The sequence below is a fragment of the Brevibacillus ruminantium genome (assembly GCF_023746555.1).
Classification (GTDB): Bacteria; Bacillota; Bacilli; order Brevibacillales; family Brevibacillaceae; genus Brevibacillus; species Brevibacillus ruminantium.
In genome coordinates this window covers 3912061-3929283 of record NZ_CP098755.1, presented here as the reverse complement: position 1 = coordinate 3929283, position 17223 = coordinate 3912061, and the positions used below count along the sequence as shown (strand labels likewise).

The window sequence follows — 17223 nt, the reverse complement described above, 5'->3', positions numbered from 1 at the left end:
AATTATAAAAAAATTAATAGTTTTAAACATTATATGCTATGATACCATATATCATTTTAATCAAGTAGGAAACTGTTTACATTGAGTGAAAAAAATATGTCTGATACTATATATTTGTCTCGTCGACAAAAATCGACATATGCACTGCACTTTTTGTTTTAATCAACATCTTTAGAATAGACAGCGAGGTGTCAGGATGAAACGATTTGGATTAGCTATTCAAATTGTTATTGGTCTGTTTTTGGGTATTTTGGTTGGTGCACTTTTCTACGGAAATCCCGCTGTAGCCACCTATCTGCAGCCTATAGGTGATATCTTTATTCGCCTGATTAAAATGATCGTCGTTCCGATCGTCATCTCAACGTTGATCGTCGGTGTAGCTGGCGTAGGTGACGTCAAAAAACTTGGCAAAATTGGCGGAAAGACGATCCTCTACTTCGAGATCGTCACGACCATTGCCATTATCGTCGGTCTCGTTGCGGCCAATCTGTTCCACCCCGGTGTTGGGGTTGACATGACGCATTTGACCAAAACAGATATCCATCAATACGTGGAGACAGCAGAATCCACGCAAAGCCATGGCTTTGCGGACACGTTCGTGAACATCGTCCCGAAAAACGTTTTCGAGGCAATCGTCAAAGGCGACATGCTGGCCATCATTTTCTTCTCCGTCCTGTTTGGGCTTGGGGTTGCAGCTGCCGGTGATCGAGGACAACCTGTTCTTCGTTTCTTCCAAGGTGTAGCTGACGCCATGTTCTGGGTCGTCAATACGATCATGAAGTTTGCTCCGTTTGGGGTTTTTGCACTGATTGGCGTAACCGTTTCCAAGTTTGGTCTCTCTTCACTGGTACCGCTTGGCAAGCTGGTTATTCTGGTCCACCTGACCATGCTTTTCTTTATTCTCGTCGTGTTGGGCATTATCGCCCGGATGAGCGGGATCAGAATTACTTCTCTGATCAGAATTTTGAAGGACGAGCTGCTGCTCGCTTATTCCACAGCCAGCTCCGAAACCGTCCTGCCAAAGATCATGGAAAAGATGGAGCGCTTGGGCTGTCCAAAAGCGATTACCTCCTTTGTCATTCCGACGGGTTATTCGTTTAACCTGGATGGCTCCACGCTTTATCAGGCTCTGGCTGCTTTATTTATTGCACAAATGTACGGCATTCACATGCCCATCAGCGCTCAAATCACACTGATGCTGGTCTTGATGGTAACTTCCAAAGGTATTGCCGGCGTGCCTGGCGTCTCCTTTGTGGTACTGCTGGCCACGCTCGGCTCGGTAGGAATTCCACTGGAAGGTCTCGCCTTTATTGCGGGGATTGACCGCTTGCTGGATATGGCCCGCACCGTGGTCAATGTCATCGGCAACTCTCTCGCCGCTGTAGTCGTCTCCCGTTGGGAAGGACAGTTTGATCAGCAAAAAGCAAAAGAATACATTCAGGAAACGACAGCACAAGTGGCCTGATAACTGCCTCTCCCTTCATCAGTATGACTGGCGAAGGGCTTTTTTTTTGTTGTATGATGAGACGGGGAGGATGTCTGTCCGTGACTAGGAAACGAGCTGAGCCCAAAAGTTCCTCAAAAAGGAGAAGATCCTATGAAAGAGCGTTATGCTGTCGGGATTATTGGATTGGGAGTAATGGGAGAACGTTTGCTGAATGCAATGGTGGCCCATGAGCGTTTTTCGGTGATAGCGGTCTGTGATATTTCTGCAGATCGAGCAAAGGCAACAGCGGAACATTACGATATTAATGCCTGGTACACAAACCATCAGGAACTGTTGGACAAAGAAGAGCTTGATTTGGTTTACATAGCTGTTCCGCCAAAATTTCATCATGGTGTCGCCTTGGACACACTGGCAGCGGGCAAGCATGTGCTTTGTGAAAAGCCGTTGGCAGGATCAGTAAAAGAAGGAGCCGAGATGCTTGCGGCGGCAGAAAAAGCAGGAGTCATTCACGCGATGAACTTCCCGATCTACTACCGTCCCCTCTTTCTTGAGCTAAAAAGAAGAATCGAAGAAATCGGAAATATCCGCCGAATCGACATCGTCACTCATTTTCATCAATGGCCGCGCCCTTGGCAGCAGACCGCATGGTTGTCCGGACGGGAGCAGGGGGGCTTTGTACGGGAAGTGCTGCCGCATTTTCTGCATCTGACCCAGGCGCTTTTTGGCAGCTATGAGGTGGTTCGCAGTGATGTCGATTACCCTGAGGACCCGGAAGCCTGTGAAGTGGGAATCTCCGCGCTGCTCCGTCTGCTAAACGGGACACCTGTGACGATAAACGGTTTGGGCGGCATCGGACAGAAGGAGCATTTGACCTACACCATCTACGGGACAGAAGGCACACTCACCGTCCAAAATTGGAATACGCTTCTTGCCGGGGGAAAAGGAGAGCTGCCAGTAGAAGTAACCATGCCCGAACAGGATCGGCTCTCTCTGCTGCTGGATGAGATGGCCAATGCGCTGGATGGGAAAGAAGCGAGACTCGTCGGCTTTGATACCGGGCTTGCCGTACAAAAAGGGCTGGATACGTTGCTGGGCATTCACAGTTGATCGGCTGTACACCAACAGCACAGCATCATTCGAATCCATGGCGTCGAAAAGAATGCAGAGAGGATACTGCTCATGAAAAATGAGTTGCTCGATATTTTTGATGAAGAAGGTGTTTGGATCGGAACTGAGTCGCGAAGTGAAGTGCATCGGCTCGGGCTCTGGCACCGGACCTTTCACTGCTGGATTTATCGTCGGGAACAGGATGCCATCTATCTGCTTTTTCAAAAAAGACATGCACAAAAAGACACCTGGCCAGAAAAGCTAGATATCACGTCAGCCGGACATTTGCTGGCGGGTGAGCAGCCGGAGGAAGGCGTGCGTGAGCTGGAAGAGGAGCTGGGCATGACGGTTCCAATCGAGAGGTTGCAATCGATCGGTGTGATTCCCGATGTCCTGCATGAGCCCGGCATTCATGACAAAGAGTGGTGTCATGTGTACGCCTGCGAATCTGCTCAGCCCTTGTCCGCCTACAAGCTCCAGCAAGACGAGGTAATCGGCCTTCTCTGGATCGGGCTGAATGACGTGAAGCGTTTGGCCGCAGGAGAGGTAGCCGAAGTGGAGGCGAACGGCTTTGTCCGTGATGCGGACGGCCGGGAGACAGCGGGCTGCCAGAGGGTAGCATGGGACGATTTGGTGCCGCATGAGCCCCATTATTATGAAGCTGTCTTTCGAGCAATCGAGGGTTTTGCAGCCTCGCCGCGCTGACAGAATCGATCCAAATCAGATTTACCTTCAGCTTGATACGCAAGCGTGGCCGCCGGCTTCTCTTATTCGGTATTTTCCTGGTTTTCCACTTTTTCCTTGTCAGTTCAATATGCTATTCGATAAAATATTTTTTATAAAGAGGACTGACAAGGAAGAGGGGATCGAGAAGATGGAAGAGATTCGGGCATTAGAGAAATCAGAAGCAGAAGATTTTGTCAGAATAGTCGGAATGGCGTATCCGCGACTGGAAATACAGGCGCCTGAAGCAAAAGAAAAATGGCTTCAGAGAATTCGTGAGGCGATTGAACATGATGCGACCAGTTCCTTTCAGGGATGTTTTCGCGATGGAAAGCTGGTCGGCGTGATGAAGTGGCGTGACTTTATGACGAATGTTCATGGGAAACGCCTGCTGACAGGCGGTATTGGCACGGTCGCCGTCGATCTTCTCCATAAAAAGGAAAAGGTCGCCAAGTCGATGATGACCCGGTTTTTGCACGCGTATCGGGAAAGGGGAGTTTCTCTGGTCTCGCTCTATCCTTTCCGCGTCGATTTTTACAGGCAGATGGGCTTTGGGGCAGGAACCAAGATGAACGAGTACCGGGTTCATCCCTTGAGTTTGCCTAGAGGCAACAAGCGTGACGTGGTCGCATTGACAAGCGAGGATCGGCAAGGGATTCTTGACTGCTACAATCGCTATGCAGCCCGCACGCATGGGATGACGGAAAAGACGGAGCGTGAGCTGCAGCTCATGCTGGATCGCCCTGACTCTCATTTCTTCGGCTTTCGTCGGGATGGGTTGTTGAGCGGATACCTGATGCTTGAGTTCCAGCAGGTAAGCAAGGACAATGCCAGCATCCACGATATTCATGTGCGGGATCTGGTGTACGAAACCCGGGAAGCGCTAAGTGCCCTGCTTGCCTTTTTGCGCAGTCAGGCAGACCAGGTGAGACGTATTGCCTTTTATACGCAGGAGGAGGATTTTCATGTTCTGCTTACTGATCCGCGAAACGATTCGGACCGTCTGATTCCCTTTTACTACCATGAAAGCCATGCCACAGGTGTGGGGCTGATGTATCGGATCATTGATGTTGGGGCGTATTTTCGTCAGTTGGCTGGACAAAAAATCGGACAAGGGAGCTGCACGCTGACTTTTCATGTGCGCGACAGTTTTTTGCCGGAAAATGAGGGGGCCTACACTGTTCGCTTTTGTGACGGGGTACCTGAGCTGATTGAGCATCCCGGTTCTTCGGTCGAAGCGGATGCCGCGGTGACCATGGATATTTCTGACTTTTCATCTCTGGCTATGGGATCGGTCCGCTTCCGCAGCCTCTATACGTATGGATTAGCTGATCTGTCTCATGATGGTCATCTGGACCTGATTGATCGCCTGTTTGACATCGCGCAGAAACCGCGCTGTACGGCTGCCTTTTAGTAGAATCAAGAGCATTTTTCACACTTTCTCCCCATATGCTGGTGATAAAGGGGAGGGGATGTGTCCGTGTGGGGAGCCGTTCTCATCTTTTGTATCTTCATGGTTTTTGTTTGGCTGGTGATTGATCTTTTGTTCCGGTTTATTCGCTCCGATACCATCAAGTATGATCGGAATCATTTATGGGAAAATTCTCGCGTTACCAAGAAGGAAATGAAGTATCCTGAAAAGAAATAATAGGGAAGTGCTATTTCGAGCGGGAATTTATAAATAGCGCCGTGCAAGCGGCGTTTTTTCCATTGGCAGTACCCAGCTTTGCCGGAGCGTCTGTGACGAATCCAGATTACAGGAAGAATGGGGGGAAAAGCGGTGAACGGCGTCATCACGCGGCAACAACGGGATTATTTTCGGTTAAAGCTGGAATCTCCTCTCTGTTCGCGCATGACAATCGTCATGATCAAAGGCAAGTCTTTGGAAATAGGGAGTGCTGAAGTTTTGATCGAGGACATCGGGGGCGGCGGTCTCCGTTTTCTCTCTGATTTGAAGCTGCCTGTAAATGACCAGCTCGTGCTTCAGTTTGAGACAGAGGTATTTTCTCAGCAGTTGAAAACATACGGTCACGTCGTGAGAAGTAGTGTATGGAGTGACCAGATTTATGAATACGCTGTCAAATTTACGATGGATGAATCTGCGCACGCCGAGATCAATCGCTTGGTCAATTCACTCGCGATCCGTTTCCGACAAAGAGGCAGATTGCCAAGCGGTCGGTTTTTGGAGGGAGAGCGTCTCGATTATTTTGCCAACATGAAGAATACGGAACAACAGCCGGTGTAAGGCTGATAGAAAAGACCTCATCGTGGCTGATGAGGTCTTTTCGCTTTCAGGTGATCCCGGGTGCAGGTGGTGCTCATTAACGGATGCCAGATGGCAGAGTGGGGGGAATGTAATTCAGTTCTTCGTCCGCTGTAATGTAGTCGGTATGGACCATCAACAGCAGATAGCGTTTTCCGGTTTGCGGGTCGCTCAAAATGATGTGATCCCGTCCGGCTGTCTCCAGCACACCGCGGAAGATTTTTGCATTCCATTGAGTGTTGTTTTCAAATGTCTGGTAAACCGTGACCACTTTGCCGCGATTGAGACGAAGGATGTTTTCGATGTAGGACTCTTCCACAAATTGACCCGGTGGCAGAGGGACGCCCGGAATCATGGAGCCGCTTGGCTGCATGGGTACAGCTTGCTGCTGGCCAAGCACTCCCGGTTGCAGAGGGGATTGAGCTGATTGGAAGGGATAGGCTGAGGATGGGTACATCTCCGTATACGGAAACTGTACATAAGGATTTTGCTGACTCATGATGAACTCTCTCCTTTTTTTGTCTTGCAAGCACCATCATCGTAATCCAGCTTAAAAGACGCGCGGACAATCCTGTGGGGTAGGAATGAAGAAGCAATGAGCCTTGTAACGCCCGGAATTGGTCTGATTAAACCACTCAGGGGGGCAGGCCCCTTCCGGCCGAAAGAACCAGAGCGCGTTTGAGGCGGGATGTTGTCTTTCTCCGTTGATCACCCGTCTTGCCAGCCGTCTCTCTTTATCCCTTGCACGTTGATAAAAGTACGACTTTTGAACGGATTCATACCCTCCGGGAGATTGAAACACCATGTCGCGCATGGTGCGAATATTTTTGAAGTCCAGACAATTGGCGAGAATGCGGTTCACACCGACATTCCCTACCATCAGCATCCCTAGATCTCCTTCACCTTCTGCTTCTGCACGCATAAGTCGAGCCAACAAATCCACATCGCTGGAGTTTGTTTGTATCACGGCCATCGCTACACCTCCTCCTAAAAAACTCACACTTCCAATATATTGAACGGTTCACAATAGGTGAATGTCCCAAAAATAAAACGCGCCGAGGAGTGAAGGGCTCCCAAGCGCGTTATCATTTATTACTGATGTTGTGCAAACTTTTTTTTGCGTCTGTTCCAGATCAGCCAAGCGAGGGCGATGAAGATTCCAATCGAAAGTACAGAAATCTCGAGGTAATCATCCAGCAGTTTTTTGGCATGTTGTCCATAGAAATGAAACAAGATACCGATCAGATAAAATTTAATCCCCCGACCTAAAATTGCAAACAGCATCAATTTGGACAGGGAATAGTTAAAAACACCGCTCAGGATGGTAAACACTTTAAAAGGGATAGGGGTAAAGGAGCCGATCAGCACGGCCGCATCCCCATTTTTATCAAACTGCTCGGTTGCCAGTGCAGTCCATTTCTCAGGCAGAATCTTTTTTAAAATCGGTTTGCCCAGCCATTTCCCCAGCATGTATCCGATAGGCGCACCGAGGATGGAACCGGTGAAAGCTACAGTTGCATAACGCAGAGCAGCAGAAGGATCGATCAAGCTCATCGCGATTTGCAGGAAAAAGGGTGGTACAGGGACGATAAATGAGTCCAGAAAAGCAAGTCCAAACAGGCCCCAGATTCCGTAGTGCATAAAAGCTTGCGTAATTTGATCAAACATGAGCGTCTCCTCAAGCGAATTATCCTTGACTCTCGTTCCATTATACAGGAAAGCCAATGGTTTCTGTAGTTTTATATATGCCTTGTACCAGTAGATATGCCTTGTATTACGTTTGGCGGCCAAAAGAGTTACAGACGGACAAGCGAAATCGGCACTTCCTGCTTCTAATTGCCAATGGAGTGGGACATACTGTTAGGGATTTTGAAAAAGGAGGAATTGGTCTATGCAACCCCATGTGTACGGCGCTCATGAAGTGATGGAGCTGCACGAAATCTTGAACGGGGCAGTAGATGCAATCAATACCGCGCAATTATACGCGCCCTATGCCCGTGATCCCGAATTGGTGCAGCTTCTCCGTCACCAGCTTCAATTTATGGAAACCGAATACAACAGTATGGTACATATGGTTCAAGGCTTGGGTGTAGGAGAGGGTATCCCTTATCGCACCATCTCTTCGCAGCAGGCTGCTGCCCCATCGCACATGCAGCCAATGTCACAGATGCATATGCCGCCATCTCAGCAAGCATTGACGATGTCCCAAATGACACAGTCACAGGCACAGCCTCCGCAGCAACCAAACACGCACCCCCATCAAATCGATGACCGGGACATTTCTTCCGCCTTGTTGGGACTGCATAAAACGGGAGCTACCTGCAAGATGAGAGCAGTACTGGAAGCAGCCCATCCCCAGCTCCGCAATATACTTTTGCAAAGTGCCGTCAATTGTGCAAACCAGGCATACGAAGTGTGGAACTACATGAAAAGCAGGGGATATTACCCGTTTGTTGCGTTGCCTGAGAGTGCTCAGGCTCAGCTTCTGAAAGGCTATCAGCCGACTGCTGGCACAAATGCGGGAGCATCTCAGCAGATGATGCCGCCATCCGTTCCCCAGCCTCCGGCACAAAACGGGACACTGTTTACCAATGTCGTTGATCCCGAAAATCCTGTCTCCCAGCAGACCTCGATTCTTTCCGGCATGACAAACCCGGGAGGGCCGCCCCAACCATCCTATTCGATGAATGCCAGCCAGATTTTTTCTTCTCCCCAGTATCGACAGGAGACTTATGGCACTGGAGATGAGCTGGGTATGACGACAGAACACGAGGGCACTCTGTCGGGAGAAGCCTACTCCAGTCTGCCCCAAGCCCAGGATGGAAAGCAGCAACGGGGAAGAAAGAAAGGAAGCTCCGATTCCACGATTGGGTAGAAAGTCCTTTCCGACTTATTGACGATGGGAAAGAATGTCTACTACTATAGAGGTACAGACCACAAAATGGGAGGTACCGATGAAAACATTGGGATCGGGGAAAGTCATCTTTTTTGCGCCAAACGGAACCACGCTGGAATTCAAAGGGGAAATCGACGTGCGCGGGGATCGGGTGGCGATTACGGAGATTATCTACTTCAACGGAAAGCCGAACGGTGCTCGTGAAATGAATATTCCGGTCGGCCAATCCGTGATTTACTGGGACCCGGAAGTATACGAGGAAATCGGCTTCGAATCCTAAGAGCGGTGGTAAACAACCTTGCCTTGAGGCAGGGTTGTTTTTTTAGTGCGCCCAGCATGGGCGATAGCTATAGGGTGGAAGTCCCGAACGGGGGGTGGCTGTCCCAACCGTTAGCTCAAGGCAAGGGTGTCGACCGTGAGGTCGAATCTGAAGGAAGCCAGCGGCAAAATCCCGACCTGAGGTACACGAACCCAATTTGAGGCTGTTGTATTCGGGCGAGTCTGCTAAACAAGACAAAGCCCCATACAGCCAAGGGATACAGCAGTAAACTTGGGCAGGTACATGGGATGAAAGTTATCGTTCTTACCTGGGGAGGTCTGCATGGAACGCCTTCAACTGTTGGTAACCGCCTCCGTAAGGAGGCGCTGAACATGCAGAAGTCAGCAGAGGCCATAGTACCCGAGTAGAGGACGCTTGAATGGGGAAGGGCTGAACATCAAGTCAGCACGCGATCCATGTCTTTTGTTACGATACGTCGAAGCAGAATTCCAGAAAGGAACTACTTTTGAAGAGCAGGGGTGAAGCCCCGAGGGTACAAAAAGAGGGCTGAGTATCGTTCAGCAAACACGGAACCCGCATGTGCGAAGGAAGGAATATCGTTATGGACTTGCTGGAGAAAGTTTTATCACGGGAAAACTTACGGATGGCACTTCAACGAGTAGAAGCAAACAAAGGTGTTGGTGGAGTCGATGGTGTTTCAACCGAACAACTACGCGACTATCTACACGAACACTGGCAAACTATCCGTGAGGAATTGGAAAGAGGAACCTATCGACCTTCACCTGTCCGCAGAGTCGAAATCCCGAAACCTGACGGAGGCGTAAGGTTATTAGGCATTCCCACCGTGGTGGACCGCTTCATCCAGCAAGCCATCCTCCAAGTATTAACACCGATCTTCGATCCCACCTTCTCGGAGTCCAGTTACGGATTTCGCCCGAAACGTAGCGCCCACATGGCAGTAAGGAAAGCGCAAGCGTATATCAGGGAAGGATACAGATTCGTGGTGGACATCGATCTAGAGAAATTCTTTGATCGTGTCAACCATGATATCCTGATGAGCCGCGTGGCTCGTAAAATCCAAGACAAGCGCCTTCTAAAGCTGATTCGATCCTATCTAAACGCAGGTGTCATGATAAAAGGAATCTGTACTACCTCAAGTGAGGGGACACCGCAAGGTGGACCGCTAAGCCCACTATTAGCAAATATCTTGCTTGATGATCTGGATAAGGAATTAGAAAAGAGGGGACATCGCTTTTGCCGCTATGCGGACGATTGCAACGTCTACGTGAAAACAAGACGAGCAGGAGAACGGGTTAAGAAGAGCATGAAAGATTACTTGGAAAAGGTGCTTAGGCTAAAAGTAAATGAGGAGAAAAGTGCGGTGGACCGGCCGTGGAAACGTAAATTCCTTGGCTTTAGTTTTACTTTCGTAAAACAGACAACGGTTCGTATCCACCCAAAATCCCTTCTCAAGTTAAAAGAGAAAATCCGCACGATCACGAATCCAGTGTGGAGTATCTCGCTTGAGGAACGGGTTGAAAGGTTAAACCAGTATCTCATGGGTTGGATTGGATATTTTGCCCTTGCAGACGCAAAGGGAATCTTACAATCCATTGAGGAATGGACAAGGCGTAGGCTCCGTCTTTGCTTGTGGACGCAGTGGAAACGAGTGAGAACCAGATATCGAGAACTCCGTTCTCTTGGTATATCTCACACAAAAGCAATTGAAATTGCAAACACCCGCAAGGGGGCATGGCGTACTACAAAGACTCCGCATATACACAAAGCCCTCGGCATTGCCTACTGGCAACAACAAGGGCTCAAAAGCTTAACACAGCGATATTTTGACATTCGTCAAGCTTGGTGAACCGCCGTATACCGAACGGTACGTACGGTGGTGTGAGAGGACGGGGTTAGCCACCCCCTCCTACTCGATTCTTGTAATTGACAATCATACCATGGCGAATCCACCCTGCAGGGCGGAGCCCGGAGCTGAGCGGGAAAACATGATTCTTCTCATCACAGCCTCGTATCGGGGCCTGATTTGTGATACCATGAAGCGTGGATGAATTGTTTAAGGGAAGAAGGAGTGATCCTTTTGATCGATCATATTTTGGAACGTGCCCTCGCCGGTGAACGCCTCGGTCTGGAAGATGGACTGGCCCTGTTTGACAGCAATGAGCTGGAGAAAATTGGCCATTACGCCAACCTCGTGATGCAAAAATGGCATCCCGATCCCATCACGACCTTCGTCATCGGACGAAATGTAAACTATACCAATGTTTGTGACACATACTGCCGATTTTGCGCATTTTATCGGCCGCCAGGATCAAAAGAAGGGTATGTACTCTCCAATAAGGAAATCTACCAAAAGATTCAGGAGACAGTTGACGTCGGCGGAACCGAGATTCTGATGCAAGGCGGAACCAACCCGGACTTGCCGCTGGAGTACTACCTGGATTTGCTGCGCGGCATCAAGCAGCGTTTTCCGCAAATCACCATGCACTCGCTCTCTACGGCCGAGGTGCAAAAAATGGCCCAGGTGTCGGGACGCTCCATCGAAGAAGTACTGCGCGAATTAAAAGCGGCCGGACTTGACTCTCTCCCGGGGGCGGGCGGTGAGATTCTGGATGATCGGACGAGACGGAAAATCTCCCGACTCAAAGGCTCCTGGACAGAATGGATTGATACGCAGAAAGCGGCCCATCGCGCAGGATTGCCCGGAACGGCAACTATGGTGATCGGTTTTGGCGAGGAGATGGAGGAGCGCGTTCTCTCCCTCATGCGCATTCGCGATGCACAGGATGAGACCAACGGATTTACGGCTTTTATCACCTGGACGTTCCAGCCGGACAATACCAACATGAAGGCTGTCAACAACACGCCGGAGGAATATCTGAAAACGCTGGCCATCGCCCGGTTGATGCTGGACAACATTCCGAATTTCCAATCCTCCTGGGTTACCATGGGACCAGAGATCGGCAAGCTGTCCCTCTCCTATGGCGCCAATGACTTCGGCTCGACGATGATGGAGGAAAACGTCGTGTCCGCAGCCAAATGCGCCTACAAGGTGAATACCAACCTGATCTTGCAATTGATCAGGGAGGCGGGAAAAATCCCTGCCCAGCGAAATACGAAGTACGAAATCCTGCGTGTTTTCCAGGAAGGAGAGCAGGCAGAGGTGGACTTTGTCATGCAAAATTAACCACATAAAACGACCCCGGAAGGGTCAAAGATGCACGGTGCCTGGTTGACAGCGCCGTGTTTTTTCTTGCCATCTGCAACCTTCCCTCTCTTTCCAAGCGTTTAAAAGTATATCGCCTCTAGCGGGACATATACTGTAACTACATTGCGGATTGGGGGGGATAATGATGCAAACCTATACCCTGTTTTTTGAAAATGTCCCTGCGCATTGTGAAGTGTTTCGCTCCATCTTGCATGACATGAAGGAGCGGGTAAAAACAGATCCGGTGCGCATTACATATGAGGAGCAGCAGCAGGATTCCTTTACGCTGTTTCGTTTTCAGAGCTGGTGCCAGGAAGAATACAACGCCGAGACGATCGAATGGGCGCGTGCGTACATCTCCTTGGCAGTTGCTGAATGGGTCCTTCGGGCAAAAGAACCGGAAGTGATGGAAGAGATCGCGACAGATCTGATCCTGTCCGAAGAGTTGGAAGAGGAATGGCCGTCCATCATCCCGTTTGTGCAACGCTTGTGCTTGGAGGAGACAATTCCGGGCGACACGCTGCAAATGACTTCGCGGAAGGCCCGGATCTATCGCAAGGTGTTTGACTACCTGGAGGACGAGCGGCACATCAACGTACTTGGCTTTGTCCGGTTCCGACTGCAGGATCATTGGAATGAACTGTTTGAGTTGGTGGAGACCGGTTTGGATGACTATCTGGAAGACCGGCAGTATCAGGAGTTTGTCGATTTGCTCCGCTATTTCGTTGCCGATCAGGAAACCAAGCAGGAAGTGGTTCACGTCGTTCCTAGTGTGGACAAACCTTTCCATCTCTATGACAAGCACGGAGAGCGAATTTGGCTGGAGCAGTTGGACGCGATTCTCTCGGTTGACGAGCAGAAATGCCGGGACGAAGATTATTTGGTCAGTGCGCTGGTCACGCTGGCTCCCGAACGAATCGTGCTGCATCTGGCAGAGGACAGGCCCTCGCTCATTCAGACGGTGAAAAGCATCTTCGAAACTCGGCTGATGACCTGTCACTCTTGCCCCTTGTGTTTATCAGGCAGACGCATACTTGACGGGAACAAACCAACTCCGCTATAATACGAAAAACAACTCCACACCGAAAATACAATGAGAAGGACATGGATGATGCTGTTGTTGCTTCAGAGAGGCGGGACACTGGCTGGAAGCCCGCTGCATACAGGTGTCGATCTACCCCCTTCGAGTAGCCGCCGGGAAAGAACGAATACACGTTCACAGTATCGGCGAGCCGGTTGAAAAACCGTTATGGTAATGAAGTGTTCTGCCTTGGATGGCCCTTCCCGCAGGAAGTTGGCATCTGACAGATCAGTAGGGTGGTACCGCGGGTAACAAGCACTCGTCCCTTCAGGGGATGCGTGCTTTTTTTATTTCCCAGTAAAGAAAAAATAGGAAAAGAAAGGAAGTATGGATCGTGGCACAAATCAACGTTACATTCCCGGACGGAGCCGTGCGTCCGTATGAGGCAGGCGTCTCCATTGAAGATATCGCCGGCTCGATCAGCTCCAGCCTGAAGAAAAAAGCAGTGGCTGGGAAAGTAAACGGCAAAGTAGTCGATTTGTATACACCGGTATTGGAGGATGCGGCTGTCGAGATCGTCACCCTCGATTCCACCGACGGATTGGAAGTGTATCGCCACAGTACGGCTCACTTGCTGGCCCAGGCGATCAAGCGTGTGTACGGCAAAGATGTAAAGCTGGGGATTGGCCCGGTAATTGAGGATGGTTTTTACTACGACATGGATATCCCGGTATCACTGAATCCGGAAGATCTTCCAAAAATCGAGGCGGAAATGGAGAAAATCGTTAAAGAAGATCTCCCTATCCGCCGAAAAGAGGTAAGCCGTGAAGAAGCACTTGCCATCTTCCAGGAGCTGAATGATCACCTGAAGCTGGAGCTGATTCGCGATCTGCCTGAGGATGCGACCATCACGATCTACGAGCAAGGCGAATTTTTTGACTTGTGCCGCGGTCCTCATTTGCCGTCCACCGGTTTGATCAAAGCATTCAAGCTGATGAGTGTGGCCGGTGCTTACTGGCGCGGCAAGTCAGACAATCAGGTTCTCCAGCGCGTTTACGGTACAGCGTGGCCGAAAAAATCGGAGCTGGATGAATACCTGCACTTCATCGAAGAAGCGAAAAAGCGTGATCACCGCAAGCTCGGCAAGGAATTGGAGCTGTTCATGTTCTCGGAAGAGGCTCCGGGCATGCCGTTCTACCTGCCAAACGGTTTTACCGTACGCAACGAGCTGGAGCAATTCTCCCGCCGTCTGCAGCAGCTCGCTCACTACACAGAGGTGCGTTCACCATTCATCATGAACCAGCGTCTCTGGCTGCAGTCCGGACACTGGGATCACTACCATGAGAACATGTACTTCTCCGAGGTGGATGACACAACCTACGCTCTGAAGCCGATGAACTGTCCGGGCCACATGCTGATCTACAAAAACAAGATGCACTCCTACCGTGATCTGCCGATCCGATACTCCGAGTTCGGCCAGGTTCACCGTCACGAATACTCCGGTGCTCTGAACGGCATGCTCCGGGTACGCACCTTCTGCCAAGACGATGCCCACGTCTTCGTGCGTCCCGACCAGATCGAAAGCGAGATCAAAAGCATGATAAAGCTCATCGACAGCATCTACAAGGTGTTCGGCTTCGAATACAGCGTCGCGCTCTCGACTCGTCCGGAAGACTCGATGGGATCCGACGAACTGTGGGAACTGGCGGAAAGCTCGCTGAAAAATGTACTGGAAGAGGCTGGTTTGCCGTACGAGATTAAGGAAGGAGACGGAGCCTTCTACGGACCGAAAATTGACTTCCAAATTACAGATGCGCTGAAGCGCCGTCACCAGTGCGGTACCATTCAGCTTGACTTCCAGATGCCAGAGAAATTTGACCTGACCTATGTCGGCCAGGACAACGAGAAGCACCGCCCGGTGGTTCTGCACCGCGCGATGTACGGCTCGATGGAGCGCTTCATCGGTATCCTGATCGAGCACTACGCGGGCGCTTTCCCAGTCTGGCTCACTCCTGTACAAGTGCGTCTGATGACCATCAACGAAGTGCATGTGGAGTACGCACAAAAAGTGAAGGAAAAAATGGAGCAAGCCGGCATCCGCGTCGAGTTGGATGCGCGTAATGAAAAGATCGGCTATAAAATCCGTGAAGCCCAGGTGCAAAAAGTGCCGTATATGCTGGTCATCGGGGAAAACGAAGTGGCAGAGGGCACACTCTCTGTTCGCAAACGCGGAGTAGGCGACGAAGGCGCCATGACAGTGGATGCGTTCCTTGACAAGATTAATAAAGAAATCAGCGAAATGAAATAAGCCAGACGGGTCGAATCGCGCTTTGACTAAGAGCGATCAAACGGTTTGACACGTGAATGAAAAAGATGCTGTCCGTTTTTACACGGGCAGCATCTTTTTTTATCATCACCAAACAGGGGCGTCACGCAAACGTATTTTCTCACTAATGGCCTACATATTTAGCGTAGAGAGTCCGGGCTACCGAGATCTCATCCGTCCCTTGTACGAGCACACGGCCGTCCTTGAAGAAGACGAGCGTATAGGCGTCAATATGAAAGCGGAGGAGGAAGGCATTGAGGTTTACTGCTCCAATCTTATGCAAACGATGGGCCAATTGTTCCAGATCAACGGTTTGCGGGTATTGCGGGCTGATCTGTACCGTATCTCTGCCGCAGAGCAGGGCAAAATCCTCCCCTTCCGGCTCAGTTATGCCCAAATAATGGAAGTTCCGCGATGCACATACGTCGCACGACGGGTTTCTTCCTGTGGAAATATCCATTTGCATTTGATCATTCTGCCAGATGTCCAGCTGCTCCAGATGTGGATTCAATTTGTCTTCCGCTCCTACCAGCAGCTTCAGTGCCTCTGTCGCTTGGTAGGAAGCGACGATGTGAACGATGGGCCCGATCACTCCGACGGTATCACAGGTTTCTCCCCGTCCAGAAGCTGAGGTAGGAAACAGACAGCGAAAGCAGGGGGTCACTCCCGGACGGATGACGGCAAACATGCCGCGCGCACTGACCACACCGCCGTAGACCCAGGGAATCTGGTGCTTGACGGCCACGTCATTGATCAAATAACGGACATGAAAATTGTCTGTGCCATCGAGAATTACATCCGCATCTGCAAGAAGCGCCTCTGCATTTCCCGGACCGAGGTCTGCAACGACCCCTTCGACCGTAACCCCGGAATTGATCGCTTGCAGCTTGTTCATCGCGGCGACCGCCTTGGGCAGATGCTGGCGGGCATCCTCTTCCTCGTAAAGCATCTGCCTTTGCAAATTGCTCTCCTCGACAAAATCACGGTCGATCAGCCGCAGATACCCTACACCTGCCCGGACCAGATGATTGGCAAGGACAGTCCCCAATGCACCCATTCCGACAATCGCTACTTTCTTTCGCTGCAATACGGCTTGCCCGGCCTCACCGATCGGGGAAAACAGAATCTGCCTGGAATAGCGTTGTCCCACCATCGGGCATCTACCTCCCCTCATGTGTGTCTTCCCAACTTCAGTAGATCATCCGGCCGCAGAGAAAATCCTGCAAACCACTTGTCTGTGGTTGCTCAAAGAACGACGCGGTATCACATGCCTCCACGATGCGTCCTTTGTGGAGAAACAGGCATCTGTCCGTCAGTCTGCGGGCCTGCTGGAGATTGTGAGAGACGATCAGAATCGTCGTCTGATGCTGCCTGTGAACAGCCTGGATGACGCGTTCGTAGATAGAGACGTTATAGGGATCGAGATTGGCTGTGGGTTCATCCAGAAAGAGCAGGTCCGGTTGATACACCAGCACTCTGGCCAAAGCCACCCGCTGAGCTTCCCCGCCAGAGAGGGTAGGGGCACGCTGGGCTTCAGCATCTTCCAATTCTACCAGTTTGAGGGCTTCTGTTACACGTGCCTGGATCGTCGCCCTGTCCATTTTCCGGTAACGCAGACCAAGCGCCACGTTGTCGAATACAGTAGCATCAAACATCGTCGGTTTTTGTTGGACGAAGCCGATTATTCGTTGAAGTGCAAGGCCGTTTGCATGAGTGAGGGAAGGGAGATGGACTGAGGTACCAAATACATTCATCATGCCTGTAGCTGGTCGCTCCAGCAGGGACATGACACGCAGTAATGTGCTTTTCCCCGATCCGCTGGGACCGACGATGCCAACGATTTTCCCTCGCTCAAAGGAAGTCTGTTCTACCTGCAATACGTTTTTTCCCGAATAGACAACTTGCAGATCACGCAGCTCCAGTTGATTCATTTC

The 17223-nt window shown here is 50.6% G+C and carries 16 protein-coding genes; 11 read left to right on the top strand and 5 right to left on the bottom strand.

What is annotated here, in order from left to right; all coding sequences use genetic code 11:
• Positions 1 to 196: 196 nt before the first annotated feature.
• The 5 genes from NDK47_RS19495 to NDK47_RS19475 all read left to right on the top strand — a co-directional run bounded on the left by NDK47_RS19495 (position 197) and on the right by NDK47_RS19475 (position 5522).
• Positions 197 to 1465, top strand: coding sequence for a cation:dicarboxylate symporter family transporter (locus NDK47_RS19495; RefSeq protein ID WP_251871438.1), 1269 nt, complete (start codon positions 197 to 199; stop codon positions 1463 to 1465).
• Positions 1466 to 1597: 132 nt separating this feature from the next.
• The gene (locus NDK47_RS19490) at positions 1598 to 2554 is read left to right on the top strand and encodes a Gfo/Idh/MocA family protein (RefSeq protein ID WP_251871437.1); all 957 of its coding nucleotides are present in this window, start codon (positions 1598 to 1600) and stop codon (positions 2552 to 2554) included.
• 72 nt (positions 2555 to 2626) lie between these two features.
• A complete protein-coding gene (locus NDK47_RS19485; protein WP_251871436.1) occupies positions 2627 to 3259 on the top strand; it encodes an NUDIX hydrolase in 633 nt (210 codons plus the stop codon).
• A 169-nt stretch (positions 3260 to 3428) separates the two neighbouring features.
• The gene (locus NDK47_RS19480; RefSeq protein ID WP_251871435.1) at positions 3429 to 4691 is read left to right on the top strand and encodes a GNAT family N-acetyltransferase; all 1263 of its coding nucleotides are present in this window, start codon (positions 3429 to 3431) and stop codon (positions 4689 to 4691) included.
• Between the two features lie 366 nt (positions 4692 to 5057).
• Positions 5058 to 5522 carry a PilZ domain-containing protein gene (locus NDK47_RS19475; RefSeq protein WP_251871434.1) on the top strand — a complete coding sequence of 155 codons (465 nt, stop codon included), beginning with the start codon at positions 5058 to 5060 and terminating at the stop codon, positions 5520 to 5522.
• Between the two features lie 76 nt (positions 5523 to 5598).
• On the opposite strand, the gene gerQ is transcribed toward NDK47_RS19475, so the two are convergent.
• The 3 genes from gerQ to NDK47_RS19460 form a co-directional block, all read right to left on the bottom strand.
• Positions 5599 to 6039 carry a spore coat protein GerQ gene (gene gerQ / locus NDK47_RS19470; RefSeq protein ID WP_251871433.1) on the bottom strand — a complete coding sequence of 147 codons (441 nt, stop codon included), beginning with the start codon at positions 6037 to 6039 and terminating at the stop codon, positions 5599 to 5601.
• A 51-nt stretch (positions 6040 to 6090) separates the two neighbouring features.
• Entirely contained in the window at positions 6091 to 6513 is a 423-nt protein-coding gene (locus tag NDK47_RS19465) for a cell wall hydrolase (protein WP_251871432.1), read from the bottom strand.
• 119 nt (positions 6514 to 6632) lie between these two features.
• Positions 6633 to 7208 carry a YqaA family protein gene (locus NDK47_RS19460; protein WP_251871431.1) on the bottom strand — a complete coding sequence of 192 codons (576 nt, stop codon included), beginning with the start codon at positions 7206 to 7208 and terminating at the stop codon, positions 6633 to 6635.
• Positions 7209 to 7431: 223 nt separating this feature from the next.
• Between NDK47_RS19460 and NDK47_RS19455 the strand changes: the two genes are divergently transcribed.
• The 6 genes from NDK47_RS19455 to thrS all read left to right on the top strand — a co-directional run bounded on the left by NDK47_RS19455 (position 7432) and on the right by thrS (position 15271).
• A complete protein-coding gene (locus NDK47_RS19455) occupies positions 7432 to 8415 on the top strand; it encodes a spore coat protein (protein WP_251871430.1) in 984 nt (327 codons plus the stop codon).
• A gap of 79 nt (positions 8416 to 8494) precedes the next feature.
• A complete protein-coding gene (locus NDK47_RS19450) occupies positions 8495 to 8716 on the top strand; it encodes a hypothetical protein (protein WP_251871429.1) in 222 nt (73 codons plus the stop codon).
• 601 nt (positions 8717 to 9317) lie between these two features.
• Positions 9318 to 10583 carry a group II intron reverse transcriptase/maturase gene (gene ltrA, locus NDK47_RS19445; RefSeq protein ID WP_251871428.1) on the top strand — a complete coding sequence of 422 codons (1266 nt, stop codon included), beginning with the start codon at positions 9318 to 9320 and terminating at the stop codon, positions 10581 to 10583.
• Positions 10584 to 10814: 231 nt separating this feature from the next.
• Positions 10815 to 11921: a cyclic dehypoxanthinyl futalosine synthase gene (mqnC, locus tag NDK47_RS19440; RefSeq protein WP_251871427.1), complete on the top strand. Its 1107-nt coding sequence runs from the start codon at positions 10815 to 10817 to the stop codon at positions 11919 to 11921.
• 166 nt (positions 11922 to 12087) lie between these two features.
• On the top strand, positions 12088 to 13005 hold the full coding sequence (gene ytxC / locus NDK47_RS19435) for a putative sporulation protein YtxC (RefSeq protein ID WP_251871426.1): 918 nt from the start codon (positions 12088 to 12090) through the stop codon (positions 13003 to 13005).
• 352 nt (positions 13006 to 13357) lie between these two features.
• A complete protein-coding gene (thrS, locus tag NDK47_RS19430) occupies positions 13358 to 15271 on the top strand; it encodes a threonine--tRNA ligase (protein WP_251871425.1) in 1914 nt (637 codons plus the stop codon).
• A 142-nt stretch (positions 15272 to 15413) separates the two neighbouring features.
• Here the strand turns inward: thrS and NDK47_RS19425 are convergent, their stop codons facing one another.
• Positions 15414 to 16439, bottom strand: coding sequence for a ThiF family adenylyltransferase (locus NDK47_RS19425; RefSeq protein WP_407653455.1), 1026 nt, complete (start codon positions 16437 to 16439; stop codon positions 15414 to 15416).
• Positions 16440 to 16479: 40 nt separating this feature from the next.
• The gene (locus NDK47_RS19420; protein WP_251871423.1) at positions 16480 to 17220 is read right to left on the bottom strand and encodes an ABC transporter ATP-binding protein; all 741 of its coding nucleotides are present in this window, start codon (positions 17218 to 17220) and stop codon (positions 16480 to 16482) included.
• Between the last annotated feature and the right edge of the window lie 3 nt (positions 17221 to 17223).